Source organism: Bradyrhizobium sp. OAE829 (genome assembly GCF_040546575.1).
Taxonomy (GTDB): Bacteria; Pseudomonadota; Alphaproteobacteria; order Rhizobiales; family Xanthobacteraceae; genus Bradyrhizobium.
The window spans coordinates 5,436,613-5,458,212 of sequence record NZ_JBEPOE010000001.1 but is presented as its reverse complement, the minus strand read 5'-3'; the positions used below and the strand labels follow the sequence as shown (position 1 = coordinate 5,458,212).

17 protein-coding genes, 1 other RNA gene and 1 pseudogene are annotated in these 21,600 nt (G+C 64.2%); 10 read left to right on the top strand and 9 right to left on the bottom strand.

Features of this window, described 5'->3' with window-relative positions:
- Positions 1 to 145 precede the first annotated feature (145 nt).
- Positions 146 to 1,570, top strand: coding sequence for a methyl-accepting chemotaxis protein (locus ABIE49_RS26175; protein WP_192736864.1), 1,425 nt, complete (start codon positions 146 to 148; stop codon positions 1,568 to 1,570).
- A 117-nt stretch (positions 1,571 to 1,687) separates the two neighbouring features.
- Positions 1,688 to 2,608, top strand: coding sequence for a polyphosphate kinase 2 (ppk2, locus tag ABIE49_RS26170; RefSeq protein WP_192736865.1), 921 nt, complete (start codon positions 1,688 to 1,690; stop codon positions 2,606 to 2,608).
- Between the two features lie 29 nt (positions 2,609 to 2,637).
- On the opposite strand, the gene ABIE49_RS26165 is transcribed toward ppk2, so the two are convergent.
- The 6 genes and pseudogenes from ABIE49_RS26165 to ABIE49_RS26140 all read right to left on the bottom strand — a co-directional run bounded on the left by ABIE49_RS26165 (position 2,638) and on the right by ABIE49_RS26140 (position 5,802).
- Complete coding sequence (locus tag ABIE49_RS26165) at positions 2,638 to 3,279, bottom strand: hypothetical protein (protein ID WP_192736866.1); 642 nt, start codon at positions 3,277 to 3,279, stop codon at positions 2,638 to 2,640.
- Between the two features lie 21 nt (positions 3,280 to 3,300).
- Entirely contained in the window at positions 3,301 to 4,128 is an 828-nt protein-coding gene (locus ABIE49_RS26160) for a TIGR00282 family metallophosphoesterase (protein WP_192736867.1), read from the bottom strand.
- A 3-nt stretch (positions 4,129 to 4,131) separates the two neighbouring features.
- Positions 4,132 to 4,707, bottom strand: a complete 576-nt coding sequence (locus ABIE49_RS26155; protein WP_192736868.1) for a 5-formyltetrahydrofolate cyclo-ligase — start codon at positions 4,705 to 4,707, stop codon at positions 4,132 to 4,134.
- Positions 4,708 to 4,823: 116 nt separating this feature from the next.
- Positions 4,824 to 4,984, bottom strand: a non-coding RNA gene (gene ssrS / locus ABIE49_RS26150) — 6S RNA.
- Positions 4,985 to 5,100: 116 nt separating this feature from the next.
- Positions 5,101 to 5,485: pseudogene (locus ABIE49_RS26145) on the bottom strand (cell division protein ZapA).
- Positions 5,482 to 5,802: a DUF4164 domain-containing protein gene (locus tag ABIE49_RS26140; RefSeq protein ID WP_192736870.1), complete on the bottom strand. Its 321-nt coding sequence runs from the start codon at positions 5,800 to 5,802 to the stop codon at positions 5,482 to 5,484. Before ABIE49_RS26140 ends, ABIE49_RS26145 begins: the two are co-directional and overlap by 4 nt.
- 350 nt (positions 5,803 to 6,152) lie before the next feature.
- Between ABIE49_RS26140 and tkt the strand changes: the two genes are divergently transcribed.
- From tkt to ABIE49_RS26100, 8 genes are all read left to right on the top strand, one after another.
- Positions 6,153 to 8,135 (top strand): transketolase, encoded by a 1,983-nt coding sequence (gene tkt / locus ABIE49_RS26135; protein WP_192736871.1) that lies wholly within the window; start codon positions 6,153 to 6,155, stop codon positions 8,133 to 8,135.
- 375 nt (positions 8,136 to 8,510) lie between these two features.
- Entirely contained in the window at positions 8,511 to 9,518 is a 1,008-nt protein-coding gene (gene gap, locus ABIE49_RS26130) for a type I glyceraldehyde-3-phosphate dehydrogenase (RefSeq protein WP_192736872.1), read from the top strand.
- Between the two features lie 150 nt (positions 9,519 to 9,668).
- A complete protein-coding gene (locus ABIE49_RS26125; RefSeq protein ID WP_192736873.1) occupies positions 9,669 to 10,865 on the top strand; it encodes a phosphoglycerate kinase in 1,197 nt (398 codons plus the stop codon).
- Positions 10,866 to 10,923: 58 nt separating this feature from the next.
- Complete coding sequence (gene fba / locus ABIE49_RS26120) at positions 10,924 to 11,991, top strand: class II fructose-bisphosphate aldolase (protein ID WP_192736874.1); 1,068 nt, start codon at positions 10,924 to 10,926, stop codon at positions 11,989 to 11,991.
- Positions 11,992 to 12,101: 110 nt separating this feature from the next.
- Positions 12,102 to 13,127 carry a class I fructose-bisphosphate aldolase gene (locus ABIE49_RS26115; protein ID WP_192736875.1) on the top strand — a complete coding sequence of 342 codons (1,026 nt, stop codon included), beginning with the start codon at positions 12,102 to 12,104 and terminating at the stop codon, positions 13,125 to 13,127.
- 2 nt (positions 13,128 to 13,129) lie between these two features.
- A complete protein-coding gene (locus tag ABIE49_RS26110; RefSeq protein ID WP_192736876.1) occupies positions 13,130 to 13,837 on the top strand; it encodes a thiamine phosphate synthase in 708 nt (235 codons plus the stop codon).
- Positions 13,838 to 13,845: 8 nt separating this feature from the next.
- Entirely contained in the window at positions 13,846 to 14,952 is a 1,107-nt protein-coding gene (locus ABIE49_RS26105) for a tetratricopeptide repeat protein (RefSeq protein WP_192736877.1), read from the top strand.
- 103 nt (positions 14,953 to 15,055) lie between these two features.
- On the top strand, positions 15,056 to 15,844 hold the full coding sequence (locus ABIE49_RS26100) for an inositol monophosphatase family protein (protein WP_192736878.1): 789 nt from the start codon (positions 15,056 to 15,058) through the stop codon (positions 15,842 to 15,844).
- Between the two features lie 54 nt (positions 15,845 to 15,898).
- Here the strand turns inward: ABIE49_RS26100 and ABIE49_RS26095 are convergent, their stop codons facing one another.
- The 3 genes from ABIE49_RS26095 to ABIE49_RS26085 form a co-directional block, all read right to left on the bottom strand.
- Positions 15,899 to 19,045, bottom strand: coding sequence for a multidrug efflux RND transporter permease subunit (locus tag ABIE49_RS26095; protein ID WP_192736879.1), 3,147 nt, complete (start codon positions 19,043 to 19,045; stop codon positions 15,899 to 15,901).
- 5 nt (positions 19,046 to 19,050) lie between these two features.
- Entirely contained in the window at positions 19,051 to 20,256 is a 1,206-nt protein-coding gene (locus ABIE49_RS26090; protein WP_192736880.1) for an efflux RND transporter periplasmic adaptor subunit, read from the bottom strand.
- A gap of 306 nt (positions 20,257 to 20,562) precedes the next feature.
- On the bottom strand, positions 20,563 to 21,591 hold the full coding sequence (locus ABIE49_RS26085; RefSeq protein ID WP_192736881.1) for an SAM-dependent methyltransferase: 1,029 nt from the start codon (positions 21,589 to 21,591) through the stop codon (positions 20,563 to 20,565).
- Positions 21,592 to 21,600: the final 9 nt, after the last annotated feature.

Sequence of the window (21,600 nt, the reverse complement as noted above, 5' to 3'; positions counted from 1 at the left end):
GTCCGAGGGCATGCTTCGCTCGAAAACGCTCCAGCAGTTCGCTCTCAGGCAAGACGCCAAGGCGCGAATCGCGTTCTAGACTTGGAATTGGAATGCGCTCGCCGCGGTGGGCCGATCATCGGCTCTGACTGGAGAAAGCTCGAGCATGTCCTTTGTGCAGCGTGCGGTCCTGGACACTCACTCCAACCAGACACTGGCCGAACGGCTCATTGACCAGCTTGCCGACCGCATCGGCGGGCTCGGCGTGGAGCTTGCCGACATCGCCGGCAACGTCCAGGAGGTCGCAAGCCGCGTCGCGAACCAGTCGGACCGGTTCCACCACTTGCAGAAGACGGCCCAGACGATGGTCTCGGCCAACCGCGACATCGCCAATGCATCGCAGGCGGTGCAATCGACCACGTCCGCAGCCGTCGGGGAGATCGTTCAGTCGCGCAGCGCGGTGGATACGGCCGTCAAGCACATCGCCGAACTCGTCGAAGCGGTCGGCCGCATCGAGGCCCGGCTCAGCGCCGTCGGATCGGCGTTGTCGCAGGTTGCAAAAGTCTCCGGCTCGATCGAGGCGATTGCGAAGCAGACCAACCTTTTGGCGCTCAATGCCACGATCGAGGCGGCGCGCGCCGGAACCGCCGGCCGCGGCTTTGCCGTGGTCGCGAACGAAGTGAAGAGTCTGGCGGAAGGAACGCGCCAGGCCACGCAGCAGATTTCCGAGACCATGCGCGATCTCGACGGCCAGATCGGCAGCCTGATCGGCGAAAGCAGCGACGCCTCGCTCCGCGCCAAGAGCGCTGGTGAAGGCGCACAGCAGATCAGCGGCATCATCGCGCGCGTGCATCAGGGCATCGCGTCCGTAGGCTATGAGATCGACGGCGTCGCCAGGGCCGCGACGTCCAATCTCGGCCATTGCGACCGCGTGATCGAGGAACTCAGCCAGCTTGCCCAAGGCGTCGATTTGTCTTCCAGCGAGTTGAAGCAGGCCGACGGCCGGGTGGCGAAGCTGCTCGAACTGTCGGAAGGCCTGATCGTGCTGATCGCCGACAGCGGCGTCGAGACGGCGGATGCGCCGTTGATCCGCGTGGTGATGGATACCGCAAAGCAGATTTCCGACGCGTTTGAGGCCGCCGTCGCGCGCGGCGAGATCACCGTCGAGCAGTTGATGGACGAGAAATACCGCGAAATATCAGGGACTGATCCGAAGCAATATCTGACCGACTATGTCGCCTTCACCGACCGCGTGCTGCCCTCCATCCAGGATCCGATCCAGAAGAGCGATCCGCGCATCGTGTTCTGCGTCGCCTGGGCCAAGGGCGGCTATCTGCCGACCCACAATCCGAACTACCGCCTGCCGCAGGGGCCCGACCCCGTCTGGAACAACGCCAATTGCCGCAACCGCCGCCTGTTCAGCGACCGCGCGGTGAAGAAGGTGGCTGACAACACAAAACCGTTCCTGCTGCAGACCTACCGCCGCGACATGGGCGGCGGCAATTTCGTGCTGATGAAGGACCTCTCCTCCCCCATCCACGTGCGCGGCCGCCATTGGGGCGCTTTCCGCATGGGCTTTCGGCAATCCTGAACGACAGACGTCAATACGCCCTGCCCGGCGCGCGCTGTCACACCACTGACATGCGCATTTGAAACTAACGGTGATGCTGTGCATTTCCTTTTGCGCTTCCCTGGGCGGAGTATTCTGATGACCCAAAAACCACTGAATGGCTCGATCCATGACCGCATCCACGCGGAAATGATGGACAATTTCGACGAGGAACTGGAACTGGAAATCGACGACGACCTCCTCGACGCGCTGACCAACGAATTCGAGGGGGATCCCGCCGAGAAAACCGTCGACCGCCGGCTTTATTTCAAGGAACTGTTCCGCCTGCAGGGCGAACTCGTCAAACTGCAGAGCTGGGTGCAGCACCAGAAGCTGAAAGTGGTTGTCATCTTCGAGGGACGCGATTCAGCCGGCAAGGGCGGCGTCATCAAGCGCATCACGCAGCGGCTGAACCCGCGGGTCTGCCGCGTCGCCGCACTGCCGGCGCCGAACGAGCGCGAACGCACCCAATGGTATTTCCAGCGCTACGTGTCGCATCTGCCGGCCGGCGGCGAGATCGTGCTGTTCGACCGCAGCTGGTACAACCGCGCCGGCGTCGAGCGCGTGATGGGCTTTTGCAGCGACGCCGACGTCGAGGAGTTCTTCCGCTCGGTGCCGGAATTCGAACGCATGCTGGTGCGTTCCGGCATCATCCTGATCAAATACTGGTTCTCGATCACCGACGAGGTGCAGCATCTGCGGTTCACCATGCGGATCCGCGATCCCCTGAAGCAGTGGAAGCTGAGCCCGATGGACGTGGAAGCGCGCAGCCGCTGGGAGCAGTACATCAAGGCCAAGGAAGCGATGCTGGAGCGCACCCATATTCCGGAAGCCCCGTGGCACCTGGTCGAGGCCGTCGACAAGAAGAGGGCGCGGCTGAACTGCATCGCCCACCTGCTTGAACAAATCCCCTACAGCGACGTCCAGCAGGATCCCGTCATCCTGCCGCCGCGCGTGCGCCATCCGGACTACCAGCGCGGGCCGGTCCCGCCGGAGATGTACGTGCCGGCGCGTTACTAAGCGCGTAGCCAATGCAGCGGGCCGCGCAGCTAGCGCAGGGCTGCGGGCAATTCGAAGCCCTTGTACTCGCGCAGCAGCATCGCCTTGAGCACCGGCGTTTCCGGGCGGGCATCGGGCGCCGGCATCGGATTGCTGTCCGCCTTGATGAAATCCGGTGGCGTCCCCGGCAATTTGTAGAGATTGAAGCCGTTCCGCCGCACCGCGAAATCGGCCTGCAGATAGCCGTCCGCCATCATGGTGCCGGCGGGCGCGAGGTAGAAGCCGTCCTCACGATAAGGCCCGAGCATCGAATAGGTCTTCGAGCCTTTCCGGACGCCGCTGAGCTGGCTGCTCAACCTGACCAGTTCGGTTTCGCGGCCGTCGATGTTCACGTAGACCCGGCGCAGCGGCAGTTCGGCAGCGTCCTGCGTCACCACGCTGACGAGCACGAGCACATGCTTGGCGAGCGCGCGGTGTTCCTCGGGACTGGAAGCCCAGGAGAAGTCCACCGACGATCCTCTTGCCGCGCCCTTCGGCGCGACTTTCGCCGTGTTGGTCGCGGACTTCTCCAGCCGCCCGGTCATGTCTTGCAGCGACACCGGGTCCTGCGATACCGGGCGCTGGGTGAGCTTTTGCGCGGACGCCGGCTGCGACAGCAGCAACGCCAGCAGGAGAACCAGAAACCTTTGCATCACACCTTCTCGTAAGCCGGTTCAGTGGCCAGTCCAAAATCCCGGCACCGCCGGCTCCAGCCTGCCGCCCGCCCGCACCGGCGCTATTCGCAGCGCCAGCCCGGTGGCATCGTCGGTTTCGACCGCGACGCCGCTTAGTGTCGCCACACCGAACGCCGGTTCGAATCGGCCGGAGGGAATGCCGGTGACGAAGCGGTGCAGCGGCTCTTCCTTCTGCATGCCGATGATCGAATCGTAATCGCCAGTCATGCCGGCGTCGCTCATATAGGCGGTGCCGCCGGGCAGCACCTGATGATCGGCGGTGGGCACATGGGTATGGGTGCCGACCACCAGGCTGGCGCGGCCGTCGCAGAAAAATCCCATGCCCTGTTTTTCGCTGGTCGCCTCGCCGTGGAAATCGACCACGATGGCGTCGGCGGCTTCACGCAGCGGACAGGCGTCGAGCTCCTTGCCGACCGCGTTGAACGGATCGTTGAGCGGCTCCATGAAGACGCGGCCCATCGCGTTGATGACCAGCGCGCGCTTGCCGTTCTTGGTGTCGATCAGCGCGGCGCCGCGGCCCGGCGTATGGCGCGGAAAATTCAAGGGGCGGATCAGGCGCGGCGCGCGCTCGATGAACACCAGCGCCTCCTTCTGATTCCAGGCGTGGTTGCCGAGCGTGACCGCATCCGCACCGGCGTCGAGGAAATCCTGATAGATCGCCTCGGTGATCCCGAAGCCGCCGGCCGCGTTCTCGCCGTTGACGATGACGAGATCGAGCGACCAGTCTCTGACCATGCCGGGGAGATGCTCGGAAATAGCGGTGCGGCCGGTCTTGCCGACGACGTCACCGATGAAGAGGATGCGCAAAATTCAGCTCCGGAAATCGAACACTTTCTTTTCCGTTAGCACATAATCCAGCGCCACGTCGTGCGGCTGCGCCGGAACCGCCTTTATTTGCTGCACGGCAAACGCAGCGCCGACGGCGATAATGGCTTTCGCCTTGCGCAAATGCTCCAGCGTGAAATCGTAATGTCCGGCGCCGTAGCCGATCCGGTGCCCGGCGGCGTCGAACGCCGCCAGCGGCACCAGCATGATGTCGGGAATGAGCTCGGCGGCGGCCGGTGACGGCTCGGGAATGCCGAGTGGCCCGAGCATCAGCCGATCGTTCCCGGACCACGCACGGAAGGCAAGCGACTTGCCACGCGCCATCACCGCCGGCAGCGCCAGCTTCGCGCCTGCTTCCGCGAGCTTGCGCATCAAGGGGGCCGGGTCGATCTCGTTGCGGATTGGCGAATAACCCGACACGACCATGCCCGGCGTGATCTCAAACGGCAGTCCGCGCTTGGCGAGGGCTTGCGCGGCAGCCGCGCGCTGCTCGTCGCTCAATGCATCGCGCTTTGCCAAAGCGGCAGCGCGAAGGTCTGCTTTCGAAGCACTTGCCGTCATGCAGCGTTCTGTTCCGCCGAACATCGCCCGCGAAGACGGACGAAGCGAAAGTTGCAGGGCCTGGGTGGTGAAGCCGGTAGAGTAAAAGCTCGACGCAAAAATCAACCGAAACAAAGTGCGAAGCCGCAGTGGCCGTTGAAGCGCTCGATCCCGGAGTTCCCTACGAAAGTAGGTGGGCACCATATGACCGGATCCACGGACCCGGCCAGGGACAGTTCCCTGAAGGATCGATAAGGCCCCGGGGATATATGGCTCCTGACGCGCGACGCAGCTTCGCCCACCCAATGTAGGCGTTAAAGGTCCAATCCGCCAGCACTAAGCAACGGGCAAGCCTCGATACCAAGACATCAACGGACTTCGCGCGCTTTCCACCCTCCCCTGGAGGGTAAGAAGTCAACCGATCGCGACGCCGCCGCCGATGGTGCGGTTCAGCATCTGCGTGGTCTTTTCGATGCGGTCGGCCGCGGCATTGAGCGCGTTGGCGACCGCGGTCTGCGTCGTCCTAGCGCGATCGGTGGCTGCGACGCGCACGTTGCGCAAGGCTTCGAGTTCTTCCTCGAGCGCACGGATACGATGGTTGGCGTCGAGCAGTTCGTCGCACACGGTCAGCGCCGCCATCACGGTAAGCCGCGCATCGCCGATCTCGCCGAACTTGCCGCGCAGCGATTCGACGCGCGTTTCCAGGCTCTCGGCGAGCTTGAGCAGACGCCACTTCCTGCCCTTCCTCGCAGGCCATGCGGTACTGCCGGCCGTTGATGGTGACGTTGATGTGGCTCATGAGCTTTCTCCGGCGTCCAGCACGGCGCGGATGGTGCCGATCGCGGCGTCGAGTTTTTCCGATATCTCGCGGTTGGTGCGCTCCAGCCGCCGGGTCTTCACTAGCGAGCCGTCGAGTTCGTCGGCGAGGCGCGAGCGGTCGGCGCCGAGTGCCTGGATCCGGCTCGCAAGTTCATTCTCGTCACGGTCGGCATCGCGCCGCCGCTCGGCCGCAGCTTCCAGCGCATCCAGCGCCGCCATCAGCCGCCTTGTTGCAGCGTCGATGTCGGCAAAGGCGAGCTCGGGGTTGCCGGCCCCGTTGGCGGGACGATCGCTCATGAGAGACAGCGCGCACCTTCGGTTAAGCCGGCCGCACAGCAAAATCTGCGGTTCGGCAAGCGGTTAGGCCGCTAAATTTACGTGGCAAGCGAGGACAGCGCAACGCCCGCGCGAAGCTATGCACCGGTAGATCGGGCGAGCTTCGCGCCGGTCCCGTGGAAACCCGGTATCCGCTCTTTTGGATCATACGGATAAGCAACCTTTCGCACCGGAAGTGCGTTTCCTGAGCCTTGGACTCCGGGAATTGAGGTGCTATCCAGCCCTTAAGTCCTTCTGCCGAAGGGCAGCCCCATCACTGCAGTTCGCCGGCGGGCGGACATCAACCTCCTCATTTCAAGCGGATTTTCATCATGACGCAGGTCGATCATTCCCGTATGGCCAATGCGATCCGTGGCCTTGCCATGGATGCCGTCGAGAAGGCTAAATCCGGTCATCCTGGCCTGCCGATGGGCGCCGCCGACATCGCGACCGTGCTGTTCACCCAGTTCCTGAAATTCGACGCCGCCGAGCCAAAGTGGCCGGACCGCGACCGTTTTGTCCTCTCGGCCGGGCACGGCTCGATGCTGCTGTATGCGTTGCTGTACCTGACCGGCAACAAGGACATGACGCTCGACCAGATCAAGAACTTCCGCCAGCTGGGATCGCTGACGCCGGGTCACCCCGAGAACTTCCACACCAAGGGCATCGAGACCACGACCGGTCCGCTCGGCCAGGGCATCGCGACCTCGGTCGGCATGGCGCTGGCGGAGAAGATGCTCGCCGCCGAGTTCGGCAAGAAGGTGGTCGGCCATCACACCTATGTGCTCGCCTCCGACGGCGACCTGATGGAAGGCGTGTCGCAGGAAGCGATCGCGATGGCCGGGCACTGGAAGCTCAACAAGCTGATCGTGCTGTATGACGACAACGGCATTTCGATCGACGGCCCGACCTCGATCGCCGATTCGGTCGATCAGGTGAAGCGCTTCAAGTCGGCCGGCTGGGCCGCCGAACTGATCGACGGCCATGATCCGAAGGCGATCGCCGCCGCCATCACCCGCGCCCAGAAATCCAACAAGCCGTCGCTGATCGCCTGCAAAACCACGATCGGCTTCGGCGCGCCGACCCGCGCCGGCACCGCAAAAGCCCATGGCGAAGCGCTCGGCGCCGAAGAACTGAAGGGCGCCAAGGAAAAGCTCGGCATCTCGCTCGAGCCGTTCTCGGTGCCCGACGACGTCCTGAAGGCGTGGCGCGCCGCCGGCAGCCGCGGCGCTGCCGCACGCCAGGAATGGGAAAGTGTCTTCGGCGAACTGGGTCCGCGCAAGCGCGCCGAATTCGAGCGCCGGCTGCGCCATGAGCGCCCGGCCTCGCTCGCCAAGGCGCTGCGCGACCACAAGAAGAAGCTGCTCGAGACGCCGCAGAACGTCGCGACGCGGAAATCCTCGGAATCGGCGATCGAGGCGATCGTCGGCGCAATGCCGATGGAATTCCTCGCCGGCTCGGCCGATCTGACCGGCTCCAACAACAACAAGGCGAAATCGGCTGTGGCATTCTCAGCCAAGACGCCGAAGGGTCGCTTCATCCATTACGGCATCCGCGAGCACGGCATGGCCGCGGCCATGAACGGCGTCTTCCTGCATGGCGGTTTTGCGCCCAATGGCGCCACCTTCCTGGTGTTCACCGATTACGCGCGTCCTGCGATGCGGCTCGCGGCGCTGATGGGCGCGGGCGTCGTCTATGTCATGACCCATGATTCGATCGGGCTTGGCGAAGACGGACCGACGCATCAGCCGGTCGAGCATCTGGCGGCGCTGCGCGCGATTCCCAACATGCGCGTGTTCCGGCCCTGTGACGCCGTCGAGGTCGCCGAATGCTGGGAGCTCGCGCTCAACCGCATCGACGGCCCGACGGTGCTGGCGCTGACCCGCCAGAACCTGCCGCAATTGCGCACCACTGCCCCATCAGACAATCCCTGCAGCCATGGCGCCTATGAACTGGTCGCCGCGCAAGGCGAGGCAAAGGTCTCGCTGTTCGCCTCAGGCTCCGAGGTCGAGATCGCGGTCGCCGCCCAGAAGCAGTTGGCCGAACGCGGCATCGCGTCGCGGGTGGTTTCGGTGCCTTCGCTCGAATTGCTGCTGGCGCAGCCGGCGGACCGCCAGAAGGCTGTCATCGGCAATGCGCCGGTCAAGATCGCGATCGAGGCCGCGGTGCGGTGGGGCTGGGACGCCCTGATCGGCCAGGATGGTGAATTCATAGGCATGCACGGCTTCGGCGCCAGCGCGCCCGCCAAGGACCTTTACAAGCACTTCGGCATTACTGCCGAGGCTGTAGTTAACGCCGCCCTGAAGCGCCTCTAGAGCCGGGGCTCTAGATTCTTGTTTTGACGCGTTTTCTTCACGCGAACCGGTATCCACTTCGCTCGAAAACGCTCTGGTGCCCGTTTCCGAAGTTCGCGCGCCATTTTCGGGCCTGCGAACTTCGGACACAAAAGGGCAGTAGACGACAGTTAACTTCGGTGTGCCGCTTATCGAAGTTCCTGACCGTGCTCTGCGCAACCATTGCAGGAACTTCAACTCGGCGGCGCGCTGCTGACGGTTGAGCTTGTTGGCAAAAAGGTCTACCTAAAAGCTCATCTTGACCGTTCTCGCCCGGCAGAACCGGGCGATCCGCCGTAAGCACCGCCGTGGAACCTCTCCACGGGGGTGACACCAGCTATTAAAGGAGAAACGAGCATGGCAATCCGGGTCGCGATCAACGGATTTGGCCGCATCGGCCGCAATATCTTGCGGGCGATTGCGGAATCCGGCCGCAAGGATATCGAAGTCGTAGGGATCAACGATCTCGGCCCGGTCGAGACCAACGCCCATCTGCTGCGTTTCGATTCCGTGCATGGCCGTTTCCCCGGCACCGTGACCGTCGACGGCGACTCGATCAACCTCGGCAACGGCAAGATCAAGGTTTCCTCCGAGCGCGATCCCTCGAAGCTGCCCTGGAAGGAGCTCGGCGTCGACATCGCGATGGAATGCACCGGCATCTTCAGCGCCAAGGCCAAGGCCACTGCGCACCTGACCGCCGGCGCCAAGCGCGTGCTGGTTTCCGCGCCGTCTGATGGGGCCGATGCCACGATCGTCTACGGCGTCAACCACGACAAGCTGACCCGCGACCATCTCGTGGTCTCCAACGGTTCCTGCACCACCAACTGCCTGGCCCCGATCGCCAAGGTCCTGAACGACACCGTCGGTATCGAAACCGGCTTCATGACCACGATCCACGCCTATACCGGCGACCAGCCGACGCTCGACACCCTGCACAGCGACCTCTATCGCGGCCGTGCGGCAGCGATGTCGATGATCCCGACCTCCACCGGTGCCGCCAAGGCGATCGGCCTGGTGCTGCCCGAGCTTCAGGGCAAGCTCGACGGCGTCGCGATCCGCGTGCCGACCCCGAACGTCTCGGTGGTCGATCTCAAGATCGTCGCCAAGCGCGCCACCGACGTGAAGGAAATCAACGAAGCGATGAAGCGCGCTTCCGAGCAGGAGCTGAAGGGCATTTTGGGCTACACCACCGCGCCCAACGTCTCGATCGACTTCAACCACGATCCGCACTCGTCCACCTTCCATGTGGACCAGACCAAGGTGCAGAACGGCACGCTGGTGCGGGTAATGTCCTGGTACGACAATGAATGGGGTTTCTCCAACCGCATGGGCGACACCGCCGTGGCGATGGGGAAGCTGCTGTAAGCTTACGTCTCGTGTCCCGGACGCGGCGCAGCGTGTCTTCACGCTGCTCCGCAGAGCCGGGACCCATACCGCGACCAGCCCCACCATAGGTCCCGGTTCTGCACAGCGGCGCTTCGCGCCGCAGTGCGCCCGGGACAAGAGACAGCCCCAATGACAAAATCATTCCGCACCCTCGATGACGTCGACGTGAAGGGCAAGCGCGTGCTGCTGCGCGTCGACCTCAACGTTCCCACCGACAATGGCCGCGTCACCGACGCCACCCGGCTCGAGCGCGTCGCCCCCACCATCACCGAGATCTCCGGCAAGGGTGGCAAGGTCATCCTGCTGGCGCATTTCGGCAGGCCGAAGGGACGCGACGCCAAGGAGTCGCTGAAGCCGGTCGCGGCGGCGCTGGCGCAGGTCATCAAGAAGCCGGTCGGCTTTGCCGATGACTGCATTGGCGAGGCCGCGGCGAACGCGGTTGCCGCGATGAAGGATGGCGACGTCCTCTGCCTGGAAAACACACGTTTTCACAAAGAGGAAGAAAAGAACGATCCGGCCTTTGTCGGCGAATTGGCAAAACTCGGCGACATCTGGGTCAACGATGCCTTCTCAGCCGCACACCGCGCCCACGCCTCGACCGAGGGCCTCGGCCACAAACTGCCGGCCTATGCCGGCCGCACCATGCAAGCCGAACTCGACGCGCTCGGCAAAGCGCTGGAAGCGCCAACCCATCCCGTCATCGCGATCATCGGCGGCGCCAAAGTCTCCACCAAGATCGACCTTCTGGAAAACCTCGTCAGCAAGGTCGACGCGCTCGTCATCGGCGGCGGCATGGCCAACACCTTCCTGCACGCGCAGGGCGTCGGCGTCGGCAAATCGCTGGCGGAAAAGGATCTCGCTGCGACCGCGCTGAGGATCATGGAAAAGGCCGAGGCCGCCAACTGCGCCATCATCCTCCCCGTCGACGCCGTAGTCGCCTATCATTTCGCGGCCAATTCGCCCTCGCATGCCTATGGCCTCGACGCCATTCCGGCCGACGGCATGATCCTCGACGTCGGCCCGCAATCGATTGCGCGGATCCACGCCGCGATCGACGACGCCGCAACGCTGGTCTGGAACGGCCCGCTCGGCGCCTTCGAAATGACGCCGTTCGACCGCGGCACCATGGTATCGGCCAGGCACGCCGCCGAGCGCACCAAGGCCAAAAAGCTGATCTCGGTCGCGGGCGGCGGCGACACCGTCGCGGCCCTGAACCAGGCCGGCGTGGCCGGCGATTTTTCCTATGTTTCGACCGCGGGCGGCGCGTTTCTTGAATGGATGGAGGGGAAACCCCTGCCCGGCGTCGAAGTTCTAAAAGTTCGCTAGTACCTTCAACTGACAGCAGATCGAGCGCTTAGGCGCTGTAAATACAAGGAGAATTCGGATGGCTCGGATTACGTTGCGTCAACTGCTCGACCACGCGGCGGAGCATGATTACGGCGTGCCGGCCTTCAACATCAACAATATGGAGCAGGCACTCGCCATCATGGAGGCCGCCTCCAGCCTCGATGCGCCCGTCATCATCCAGGCCTCGCGCGGCGCGCGCTCCTACGCCAACGACATCATGCTCAAGCACATGATGGACGCCGTCACCGAAATCTATCCGCAGATCCCGGTCTGCGTGCATCTCGATCACGGCAATGCTCCCGACACCTGCATGACCGCGATCCAGGCCGGCTTCACCTCGGTCATGATGGACGGCTCGCTGAAAGCCGACGGCAAGACGCCCGGCGATTGGGATTACAATGTCGGCGTCACCAAGACCGTCACCGGCATGGCCCATCTCGGCGGCATCTCGGTGGAAGGCGAGCTCGGCGTGCTCGGCTCGCTCGAAACCGGCATGGGCGACAAGGAAGACGGCCACGGCGCCGAGGGTAAATTGTCGCACGACCAGCTGCTGACCAACCCGGACGAGGCGGTAAAATTCGTCCAGGAGACCAAGGTCGACGCCCTGGCGATCGCAATGGGCACCTCGCACGGCGCCTACAAGTTCACCCGCAAGCCCGACGGCGACATCCTCGCCATGAACGTGATCGAGGAGATCCACCGCAAGCTGCCGAACACGCATCTGGTGATGCATGGTTCGTCCTCGGTGCCGCAGGACCTGCAGGAAATCATCAACGCCAACGGCGGCAAGATGAAGCCGACCTGGGGCGTACCGGTTTCCGAGATCCAGCGCGGCATCAAGCACGGCGTGCGCAAGATCAACATCGACACCGACAACCGCATGGCGATGACCGGCCAGATCCGCAAGGTTCTGAAGGACAATCCGGAAGAGTTCGACCCGCGCAAATATCTCAAGCCGGCGATGGAAGCGATGACCAAGCTGTGCAAGCAGCGGCTGCAGGAATTCAACACCGCGGGCCAGGCCAGCAAGATCAAGAAGGTGCTGACCACGGCCGAAATGGCCAAGCGCTACAGCAAGGGCGAGCTTGACCCGAAGGTCGCCTGAGACAGCGCCATCGCGCCGCGGAGGCTGCCGGCCGCGACGAACGTTTTCTAGGCAATTGCCCGAGAACCGCCTATTTTGGTTTGCAAGGCAGGTGTCTGGAGAACGGATCGATGAATCTCGCTGACCTCAACAAGGTCGCCCTCGCCATGGTCACGCCAGGCAAGGGCGTACTCGCCGCCGACGAATCCTCGGGCACGATCAAGAAGCGCTTCGACGCCATCAGCGTCGAATCGACCGAGGAGACGCGCCGCGACTACCGGGAAATGCTGTTTCGCTCGCAGGAGGCGATGAGCAAATACGTCTCGGGCGTCATCCTCTATGACGAAACCATCTGGCAGAATGCCAAGGACGGCACGCCACTGGTCAAGCTGATCGAGCAGTCCGGCGCCATCCCCGGCATCAAGGTGGATGAGGGCACCCAGGGTCTGCCGGGCTGCCCCGGCGAACTGATCACGGCCGGGCTCGACAAGCTCGCCGAGCGCCTGAAGAAATATTACGAGCGCGGCGCACGGTTCGCCAAATGGCGGGCGGTGATCGACATCGGCCAGAACATTCCCTCCATGACCGCGATCCATGTCAACGCGCATGCGCTCGCCCGTTACGCCGCGCTGTGCCAGCAGGCGCAGATCGTGCCGATCGTGGAGCCGGAAGTGTTGATGGACGGCGATCACGACATCGACCGCTGCTACGACGTAACCCAGCGCGTCCTGAACAAGACATTCCAGGAATTGCGGGTCCAGCGCGTCGCGCTGGAGGGCATGATCCTGAAACCCAACATGGCGATCGCAGGCAAGAAAAGCGCAAAGCCATCGCCCGTCGAAGAGGTCGCGGAGAAGACCATTCGGCTATTGAAGAGCTGCGTTCCCGCGGCCGTGCCCGGCATCGCCTTTCTCTCCGGCGGACAATCCGACGAGGATGCGACCGCGCATCTCAATGCCATGAACCGGATCGGTGGCCTGCCCTGGAAACTGACCTTCTCCTACGGCCGCGCGCTGCAGGCGGCGCCGCAAAAGGCGTGGTCGGGCAAGGCCGAGAACGTCGCGGCCGGCCAGCGCGCCTTCACGCACCGGGCGCGGATGAATGCGCTGGCGAGCAAGGGTGAGTGGGACGCCGGCCTGGAAAAGAAGGTGGCATAGCATTGGCCGCCAAACCCGTTCCGCAGCGCCCGGTGCCGCGCCTCTATCTCGCGACACCGGTCGTGGACGACCCGTCGCAGCTCATCGCCAGCCTCCCCGGCCTGATCGCCGCGGCCGACGTCGCCGCGGTGCTGCTGCGGCTGCGCGAGACCGACCAGCGCACCATGATCTCGCGCATCAAGGCGCTGGCGCCCATTGTTCAGGACGGCGGCGCGGCGCTGCTGCTGGATGGCCATGTCGAGCTGGTGGCGCGCGGCGGCGCCGATGGCGCGCATCTGACCGGGTTAGCTGCCATCGAGGACGCCTTCCCGTCCCTGAAGCCCGATCGCATCGCCGGCGTCGGCGGCCTCGCCACGCGGCACGATTCGATGGCCGCGGGCGAAGCGGGTGCGGACTACGTGCTGTTCGGTGAGCCCGACGCCAAGGGCGAACGCCCCTCGGCGGAGGCGATCGCCGAGCGCCTGCAATGGTGGGATGAATTGTTCGAACCGCCCTGCGTCGGCTATGCGGCCTCGCGCGAGGAGGCCTTCGAATTTGCCGCCGTGGGTGCGGATTTCGTGCTGGTCGGCGATTTCATCTGGGCCGATCCGCGCGGGCCCGAGGCGGCGCTGATCGATATCGAGCAGGCGATCACGCAAGCGCACGCCGCCGCGTTTGGAAAAAACAAGAGCACGGACGACACCACCGAGCAGACGACCGGACGGGGATAGCGCCGGAGATGAGACTGCTGCGTCCGATATCGATCCTTGGCTGCTGCCTGATGGCGGCGGCCGGCGCATCGGCGCAGATCTCGCTGACGCCGTCCGCAGCGCAGACGCCCGCGCCCGCCAGCAAGCCGGCCGCGAAGAAAGAGGCGCCCAAGGATGCTCCCAAGGAGGCCCCGAAGCCGAAGGCGCCCGCCGTCGCCAAGAAGCCTGCGGCCACGCCCAAGCCGGCCGCGACGCCCACTCCGACAGCGTCACCGACGCCCAGCTTTGACGATCCCAATGTCGATCTCGTCTACGGCGCCTATCAGCGCGGCCTCTACAAGACCGCGCTCGATCTGGCGCTGACGCGGGCGCAATATGCCGGCGACGCCAAGGCGATGACGATGATTGGCGAACTCTACTCCGGCGCCCTCGGCGTCAAGCGCGACTACGCGAAAGCCATCGAATGGTACCAGCGCGCCGGGGACGCCGGCGACCGCGAGGGCATGTTTGCGCTGGCGATGATGAAGCTTTCCGGCCGCGGCGGCCCGGTCAACCGCGAGCAAGCCGTCAAGCTGCTGGCTTCCGCCGCCAAGCTCGGCAGTCCCAAGGCGGCGTATAACCTGGCGCTGCTGTATCTCGACGGGCAGACACTGCCGCAAGACGTGAAACGTTCCGCCGAATTGCTGCGGATCGCAGCCGACGCCGGCAATCCGGAAGCGCAATACGCGCTCGCGACCTTCTACAAGGAAGGCACCGGCGTGCCCAAGGACCTCGACAAGGCGGTGCGCCTGCTGCAGGCCGCGTCGCTGGCCGACAATGTCGATGCCGAAGTCGAATACGCGATCGCGCTCTATAACGGCACCGGCACGCCGAAGAACGAGGCCGCCGGGGTGGCGCTGCTCCGCAAGGCGGCCCGGCAAAACAGCCCGATTGCGCAGAACCGCCTCGCCCGCGTGCTGGTCAGTGGACAGGGCGCGCCGGTCGACAAGGTCGAGGCCCTGAAATGGCACATTGTCGCCAAAACCGCCGGCAAGGGCGATCCGATGCTGGACGAGGCGCTTGCGAGCCTCAGTCCCGAGGACCGCGCCAAGGCCCAGGAGGCCGCCCGCAAATGGATCGGCAACGACAAGAAATGACGCCTTGACGGCGACACATCGTCAGGGCACCCAGTCCCTCACCCCTTAGCTCAGCCCTTGGGCGGCATTGGCCGTTTTCCTCCTAACCCATAAGCCTCGCATCATGCTGCATTCAGCCCTTATCAACGTCATGGTGAAAGCCGCGCGCAACGCCGGCCGCAGCCTCAAGCGCGACCTCGGCGAGATCGAGCATCTGCAGGTGTCGCTGAAGGGGCCGGCGAATTTCGTCACCAAGGCCGACAAGCGCGCCGAGGAACTGCTCTATGCGGATCTGACCAAGTCGCGTCCGGGTTACGGCTTCATCGGCGAGGAAGGCGGCACCCGCGAAGGCGCCGACAAGAGCCACACCTGGATCGTCGATCCCCTGGACGGCACCACCAACTTCCTGCACGGCATTCCGCAATTCGCGATCTCGATCGGCCTGCAGCGCGAAGGCGTCATCATTGCCGGCGTGATCTACAATCCCGCCAATGACGAGCTCTACATCGCCGAGCGCGGCAAGGGCGCCTTCCTCAACGAGCAGCGGCTGCGTGTCGCCAACCGCCGCAAGCTCGACGAATGCGTGATCGGCTGCGGGCTGCCGCATATCGGACGCGGCGATCTTGCCCAGTCCCGGCAGGAAATGACCGCGATCCAGGAAAAGGTCGCAGGCCTGCGCCGGTTCGGCGCCGCCTCGCTCGACATGGCCTTCGTCGCCGCCGGCCGCCTCGACGGCTATTGGGAACGTAATCTGCAGCCCTGGGACATGGCGGCCGGACAGATCATGATCCGCGAAGCCGGCGGCGTCGTGTCAGGCATGGCGGGCGACGACGATCCGCTGCAGACGGGACACCTGATCTGCGGCAACGAGTTCGTGCACAAAGAGTTGGTGAAGATTCTGAAGCCGCTGTAACGGCGCTGGAGCCTGCCGGTCGAGGCGGGGCAGGCCGGTTCTGGCGAATGATCGCTACTCCGCGGCCCTCGGCGCCGCCTGCGGCGGCTTCGCTTCCGCCACCACTTCCCGGTCCCCCGCCAACGCCCGCTGCACCACGACGAAGAACACCGGAACCATCAACAGCGCCAGGATCACCACCGCGATCATGCCGCCCATCACGCTGGTGCCGAGCGCCTGCTGGCTGGCGCCGCCGGCGCCGGTCGCGATCACCATCGGCAGCACGCCGCAAACGAAGGCGAGACCGGTCATCAGGATCGGGCGGAAACGCAAGGTACAGGCTTCGATCGTCGCTTCAACCAGCGGCTTGCCTTGCGCGCGCAGCTCCTTGGCAAACTCGATGATCAGAATGGCGTCTTTCGCAGCCAGTCCGATGATGGTGATCAGGGCGACGGTGAAGTAAACGTCGTTCGGCAAGCCGCGCAACGACGCGGCCAGCACCGAACCGCAGATGCCGAGCGGCACCGTCAGCAGCACGGCGAGCGGAATGGTCCAGCTTTCATAGAGCGCCGCCAGACACAGGAACACCACCAGCGCCGACAGGCCGAGCAGGAACGGCGCTTGCGAGCCCGAGAGCTTCTCCTGCAGCGATTGTCCAGTCCACTCATAGCCGAAGCCGCGCGGCAGCTTGCCCGCGAGCCGCTCCATCTCGGCGATGGCATCGCCCGAGGTGAAGCCGGGCTTGGCTTCGCCGCTGATGCGTACCGCGGGATAGTAGTTGAAGCCGGCGATCTGCGTCGGCCCCTTCGACCATTCGACGGAGGCGAACGAAGACAGCGGCACCAGCTGGCCGCGGCTGTTCTTGACGTTGTAGTTCAGGATGTCGTCGGCATTCATGCGGCTGCCGCGGTCGGCCTGCACGATCACGCGCTGCATCCGGCCCCGGTTCGGGAAGTCGTTGATGTAGTTCGATCCGAGATTGGTCGAGATGGTGTTGTTGATGTCCTCGAAGGTGACGCCGAACGCGCCGGCCTTTTCGCGGTCGATCATCAGATTGACCTGCGGACCCGGCGGCAGGCCTTCGACATAGACCTTTTGCAGCACGCGGCTGGCATTGGCTTCCGCGATCAGCTGCTCTGCGGCGCTGACCAGCGCCGGATAACCCTTCTGGCCGCGGTCCTGCAGGCGGAACGAGAAGCCCGAGGAGTTGCCGAGATTGTCGATCGGCGGCGGCTGCAGCGCGGAAATCCGGGCGTCACGGATCGACGACAAATCGCGGTTGATGTCGTTGACGATGGCGGCTGCCGAATCCTTCGGCCCGCGATCCGACCAGTCCTTCAGCGTGATGAAGGCCTGGGCGGTGTTGATGCCCTGGCCGAGGAAGCTGAAACCGGTGAGGAACGTGACGTTCTCAACGCCGGAACGCTTGGCCAGATATTGCTCGACCTTCTCGACCGCCGCCTCGGTGCGGGCATAGGACGAGTCAGCCGGTGTCTGCACGTCGGTGGTGATGAAGCCCTGGTCGTCGACCGGCAGGAAGCCGCCGGGCAGGCGAATAAAGGCCCAGCTCAGCCCGACGATCAGCGCCGCATAGATCAGCATCAGTCGGCCGGTTCGCTTCAGCGAATGTCCGACGACGCGCGTATAACCGTCCTTGGTGCCGTCGAGCGCGCGGTTGAACCAGCCGAACACGCCCTTCCTGGCATGGCCGTGGCCGGCCGCGACCGGCTTCAGCAAGGTCGCGCACAGCGCCGGCGTCAGCGACATCGCCAACAGCGCGGAGAACGCGATCGCCGCGACCATCGTTACCGAGAACTGCCGGTAGATGACGCCGACCGATCCCGGAAAGAACGCCATCGGCACGAACACCGCGATCAGCACCAGCGTAATGCCGATGATGGCGCCGGTGATCTGCGACATCGCCTTGCGGGTGGCCTCCTTCGGCGGCAGGCCCTCTTCGGCCATGATACGCTCGACGTTCTCGACCACCACGATGGCGTCGTCGACGAGGATGCCGACCGCCAGCACCATGCCGAACATCGTCAGCATGTTGATGGAGTAGCCGGCCGCAAGCAGGATCGCGCAGGTGCCGAGCAGCGCCACCGGCACCACGATGGTCGGAATGATCGTGTAGCGGATGTTCTGCAGGAAAAGGAACATCACGATGAAGACCAGCACGATGGCTTCGACCAGCGTCATCAGCACCTTCTCGATCGAGGCCTTCACGACAGGTGTGATGTTGTAGGGGATCTCATAGGCGATGTTGGCCGGGAAGAAGCGCGACAGCTCCTTCATCTTGGCCTCGACCGCGCTTGCTGTCGCCAGCGCGTTGCCGGTCGGCGACATCAGCACCGACAGACCCGCCGTCGGTTTGCCGTTAAGCCGCGTGTTGAACTGATAGCTTAATCCGCCGATCTCGATCCGGGCGACGTCGCGCAAACGCACCGTCGAGCCGTCCGCATTGGCACGCAGGATGATCGCGCCGAATTCGTCCGGCGACGAGAGCTGTCCCTTGACCAGCACCAGCGCCGAAATCTTCTGGTCATCCGTGCTCGGCTCGGCGCCGATGCTGCCGGAGGCGACCTGCGCGTTCTGCGCCGTGATCGCCTTGTTGACGTCATCGGCCGTCAGCCCATAGCCGACCAGCCTGGCCGGATCGACCCAGATACGCAGACTGCGTTCGGTGGAATAGAGCGTGGCGCGGCCGACGCCGGGAATGCGCCTGATTTCGCCGAGAACGCTGCGAATCATGAAGTCGCCGAGGCCGACCTCGTCGAGGCTGCCGTCGGTCGAGCGCAGCGTGATGATCTGCAGCACGGCGCTGGAAGCTTCCTCGATCAGGATACCCTGCTGGATCACCGCGCGCGGCAGACGTGCCTCGACGCGCTTGATGCGATTCTGCACCTCCACCGACGCCGTCCCGGTGTCGGTGCCCGGCACGAAATTGGCGATGATCTCGACCTGGCCCAGCGAGTCGCTGGTGGACTCGAAGTTCAGGATGCCGTTCGCGCCGTTGAGCTCTTCCTCGATCAGCCGCGTGACGCTGTTGTAGAGGTTTTCCGGCGACGCGCCGGGATAGCTGGTCGAGATCGAGATCGAGGGCGGTGCGATGATCGGATACTGCGCGATCGCCAGCAGCGGGATCGAGATCGCGCCGATCAGACAGATGAAAAGCGCGACGACCCAGGCGAAGATCGGCCTGTCGATGAAGAAACTCGGCATGGAGTCTACCGTGTCGCTTGCGCGGACGGCCTGGCACCGGCGAAATCGGCGGACGCGTCGGCCTCGGTCAGCAGCTGCGGCCGGACCTTATCGCCGGCGGCAAACTTCTGGAAGCCCTCGACGATGACCCTGTCACCCGCCTTCAAGCCCTCGGTGACGAACCACTGGCCGCCCTGCAACGAGCCGGTGCGTACCGGCTGGACGGCGACGAGGTTGTCGCTCTTGACCACGAACACTTCGCTGCCGCCACCGCCATTGCGCTGGATCGCCTGCTGCGGAACTGCGATGGCGTCGGTATCGATGCCCTGCTCGATCAGCACGCGGACATACATGCCCGGCAACAATTCGCGCCTCGGATTGGGGAACTCGCCGCGCAACGTCACCTGCCCGGTATGGGCATCGACCTTGGCCTCCGAGAACAGCAATCGGCCGGCAATCGGATAGACCGAGCCGTCGTCCAGCACCAGGCGAACCTTCATGGCGTCAGGCGCGATACGGTCGAGATCGCCGCTCTCCACCGCCCGGCGCAGCTGATTGAGCTCGTTCACCGATTGGGTGAAATCGGCATAGATCGGATCGAGTTGCTGGATGGTCGCAAGGCTCGTGCTTTCGTTCTGCACGACGAGCGCGCCTTCGCTCACCAGCGCGGCGCCGACGACGCCGTCGATCGGAGCGCGGATGGTGGCATAGTCAAGATTGAGTTTCGCGCGGGCGACGTCGGCCTTGCGGCCCTCGACGTCGGCAGCCGCCTGACGCTCGGCCGAGATGGCCTTTTCGTTCTCGGCTTCGGGGGCTGCGCGTTGGCTGGTCAGCGTGGCGATGCGGCGCGCATGCGATGCGGCCTGATCGAGCGTGGCTTTGGCGCGCGCCAGCGCCGCTTCTGTCGATTGCACCTCGACCTCGAACGGCCGCGGATCGATCCTGTAAAGGGCGTCGCCGGCCTTGACCTCGCTGCCCTGATGGAACAGGCGCTCGACTACGATACTCGACACGCGCGGGCGCACTTCGGAAACACGGGTCGGCGCGATACGGCCCGGCAATTCGCGGACGATCGCACGCGCCTGCGGCCTCACGGTGACGACGCTGACATCTGGCTCGGAGGAAGGTGGCACAGCAGCCGTTGCAGCTGTCGGCTCTTTACATCCTGCCAACAACGGCGCCATCGCAACGAGCACCAGCGCGATGCATGATTGCGCACGAATTCCAGACATCAGAAATATCGCCCCTTTAGTCGAGTTGAAGCGCAAACATCTGTTTGCGCGATCGCGAAGACACCGCGTTCTTGTTGAGGCAAGGATAGGGTGAGTTTGCTGCGATGCAATGCGCATTCGCGGCGGCCCAATGTCACACGACGCTATCGCACTGAACAAACAGCGGTTTTGTTGACTCACCGGATTGTGACAACGTCACGCTTCAGCGCGTTGGAATGGAACGCAACAAGTGTGAGCGGGAACCCAGCGCGCAAAAAGCGGCATCCCGCGAATTTGCGGAAAACTGACGCGAATCACCGGCACCCGTTAACCAGCCACCTTCATCCGGTAGTGGCTGATGCCCCATTCGCTGCCGTCGGCGTAACCGAACAGGCCTGACGTCGCGAGAAAGAACCAGCGCCAGCGCCGCATCCACAACGCGGTCTCACCGCCATAGACGGGACGCAACACCGCTTCGATCTCCTCGCGGTGCAGATCGAAATTGGCCAGCCAATCCTGCGCGGTGCGGTGATAATGCAGTCCGCTCCAGCGCCATTCCTTTTCGATTTCGAGCAGATCGGAATACTGCCGGATCAGATGGTGGCTCGGCATCATGCCGCCGGTGAAGAAATGCTGCGCGACCCAGTCCTCGCCATCGGCGCGGTCGAACAGATATGCGCCCGAGCGATGGGTGAAGATGTGCATGAAGAAGCGGCCGTCGGGCTTCAGCCACGAACGGAGCCGCGACATCAATTCGCGCCAGTTCAACAGGTGCTCGAACATCTCGACGGAGACGATGCGGTCGAACTGCGTCTGCGGGTCGAACAGATTCATCTCCGAGGAAACCACACGCAGATTCTTCAATCCGCGCTTGCCGGCTTCGCCCTCGATGAATTCGCGTTGTGAGGCGGAGTTCGATACTGCCATCACTTCCGAATGCGGGAATTGCCGCGCCATCCACAGCGACAGCGAACCCCAGCCGCAGCCGAATTCGAGAATCGATTGGCCGTCGGCGATATCGGCATGCCCGACGGTCTGGCGCAGCGCCTCCTCTTCGGCCTCCTGCAACGTCGTGGCCGGCTCGCGGTAGAAGCACGAGGAATATTTGCGGTGTGGCCCGAGGACGAGCGAGAAGAACGCCGACGGCACCTCGTGATGCTGCGTGGTGGCCTCGTCGCTGTATTCGGCGATGGCGCGCGCGGCCATCTCGTCGGCAAACCAGGCGTCGCTTTCGGCGTTGCCGATGGCGAGCCTTGTTGCGGTGCGCGAACACAGCCGGTGGATCGCCGCACGGATGATGACGTCAGGCAGCGGCACCCGCTCAGCGGTGCCGATGATCGTGGAGACAAAGCTCATGTGACCACT

What these genes read in the sequence shown, in the direction of transcription:
- fba (WP_192736874.1), top strand. Translation starts at nt 10,924, where the DNA reads ATGGCTCGGATTACGTTGCGTCAACTGCTCGACCACGCGGCGGAGCAT.
- gap (WP_192736872.1), top strand. Translation starts at nt 8,511, where the DNA reads ATGGCAATCCGGGTCGCGATCAACGGATTTGGCCGCATCGGCCGCAAT.
- ABIE49_RS26095 (WP_192736879.1), bottom strand. Translation starts at nt 19,045, where the DNA reads ATGCCGAGTTTCTTCATCGACAGGCCGATCTTCGCCTGGGTCGTCGCG.
- ABIE49_RS26140 (WP_192736870.1), bottom strand. Translation starts at nt 5,802, where the DNA reads ATGAGCGATCGTCCCGCCAACGGGGCCGGCAACCCCGAGCTCGCCTTT.
- ABIE49_RS26165 (WP_192736866.1), bottom strand. Translation starts at nt 3,279, where the DNA reads ATGCAAAGGTTTCTGGTTCTCCTGCTGGCGTTGCTGCTGTCGCAGCCG.
- ABIE49_RS26155 (WP_192736868.1), bottom strand. Translation starts at nt 4,707, where the DNA reads ATGACGGCAAGTGCTTCGAAAGCAGACCTTCGCGCTGCCGCTTTGGCA.
- ABIE49_RS26085 (WP_192736881.1), bottom strand. Translation starts at nt 21,591, where the DNA reads ATGAGCTTTGTCTCCACGATCATCGGCACCGCTGAGCGGGTGCCGCTG.
- ABIE49_RS26125 (WP_192736873.1), top strand. Translation starts at nt 9,669, where the DNA reads ATGACAAAATCATTCCGCACCCTCGATGACGTCGACGTGAAGGGCAAG.
- ABIE49_RS26100 (WP_192736878.1), top strand. Translation starts at nt 15,056, where the DNA reads ATGCTGCATTCAGCCCTTATCAACGTCATGGTGAAAGCCGCGCGCAAC.
- ppk2 (WP_192736865.1), top strand. Translation starts at nt 1,688, where the DNA reads ATGACCCAAAAACCACTGAATGGCTCGATCCATGACCGCATCCACGCG.
- ABIE49_RS26115 (WP_192736875.1), top strand. Translation starts at nt 12,102, where the DNA reads ATGAATCTCGCTGACCTCAACAAGGTCGCCCTCGCCATGGTCACGCCA.
- ABIE49_RS26175 (WP_192736864.1), top strand. Translation starts at nt 146, where the DNA reads ATGTCCTTTGTGCAGCGTGCGGTCCTGGACACTCACTCCAACCAGACA.
- ABIE49_RS26090 (WP_192736880.1), bottom strand. Translation starts at nt 20,256, where the DNA reads ATGTCTGGAATTCGTGCGCAATCATGCATCGCGCTGGTGCTCGTTGCG.
- ABIE49_RS26105 (WP_192736877.1), top strand. Translation starts at nt 13,846, where the DNA reads ATGAGACTGCTGCGTCCGATATCGATCCTTGGCTGCTGCCTGATGGCG.
- tkt (WP_192736871.1), top strand. Translation starts at nt 6,153, where the DNA reads ATGACGCAGGTCGATCATTCCCGTATGGCCAATGCGATCCGTGGCCTT.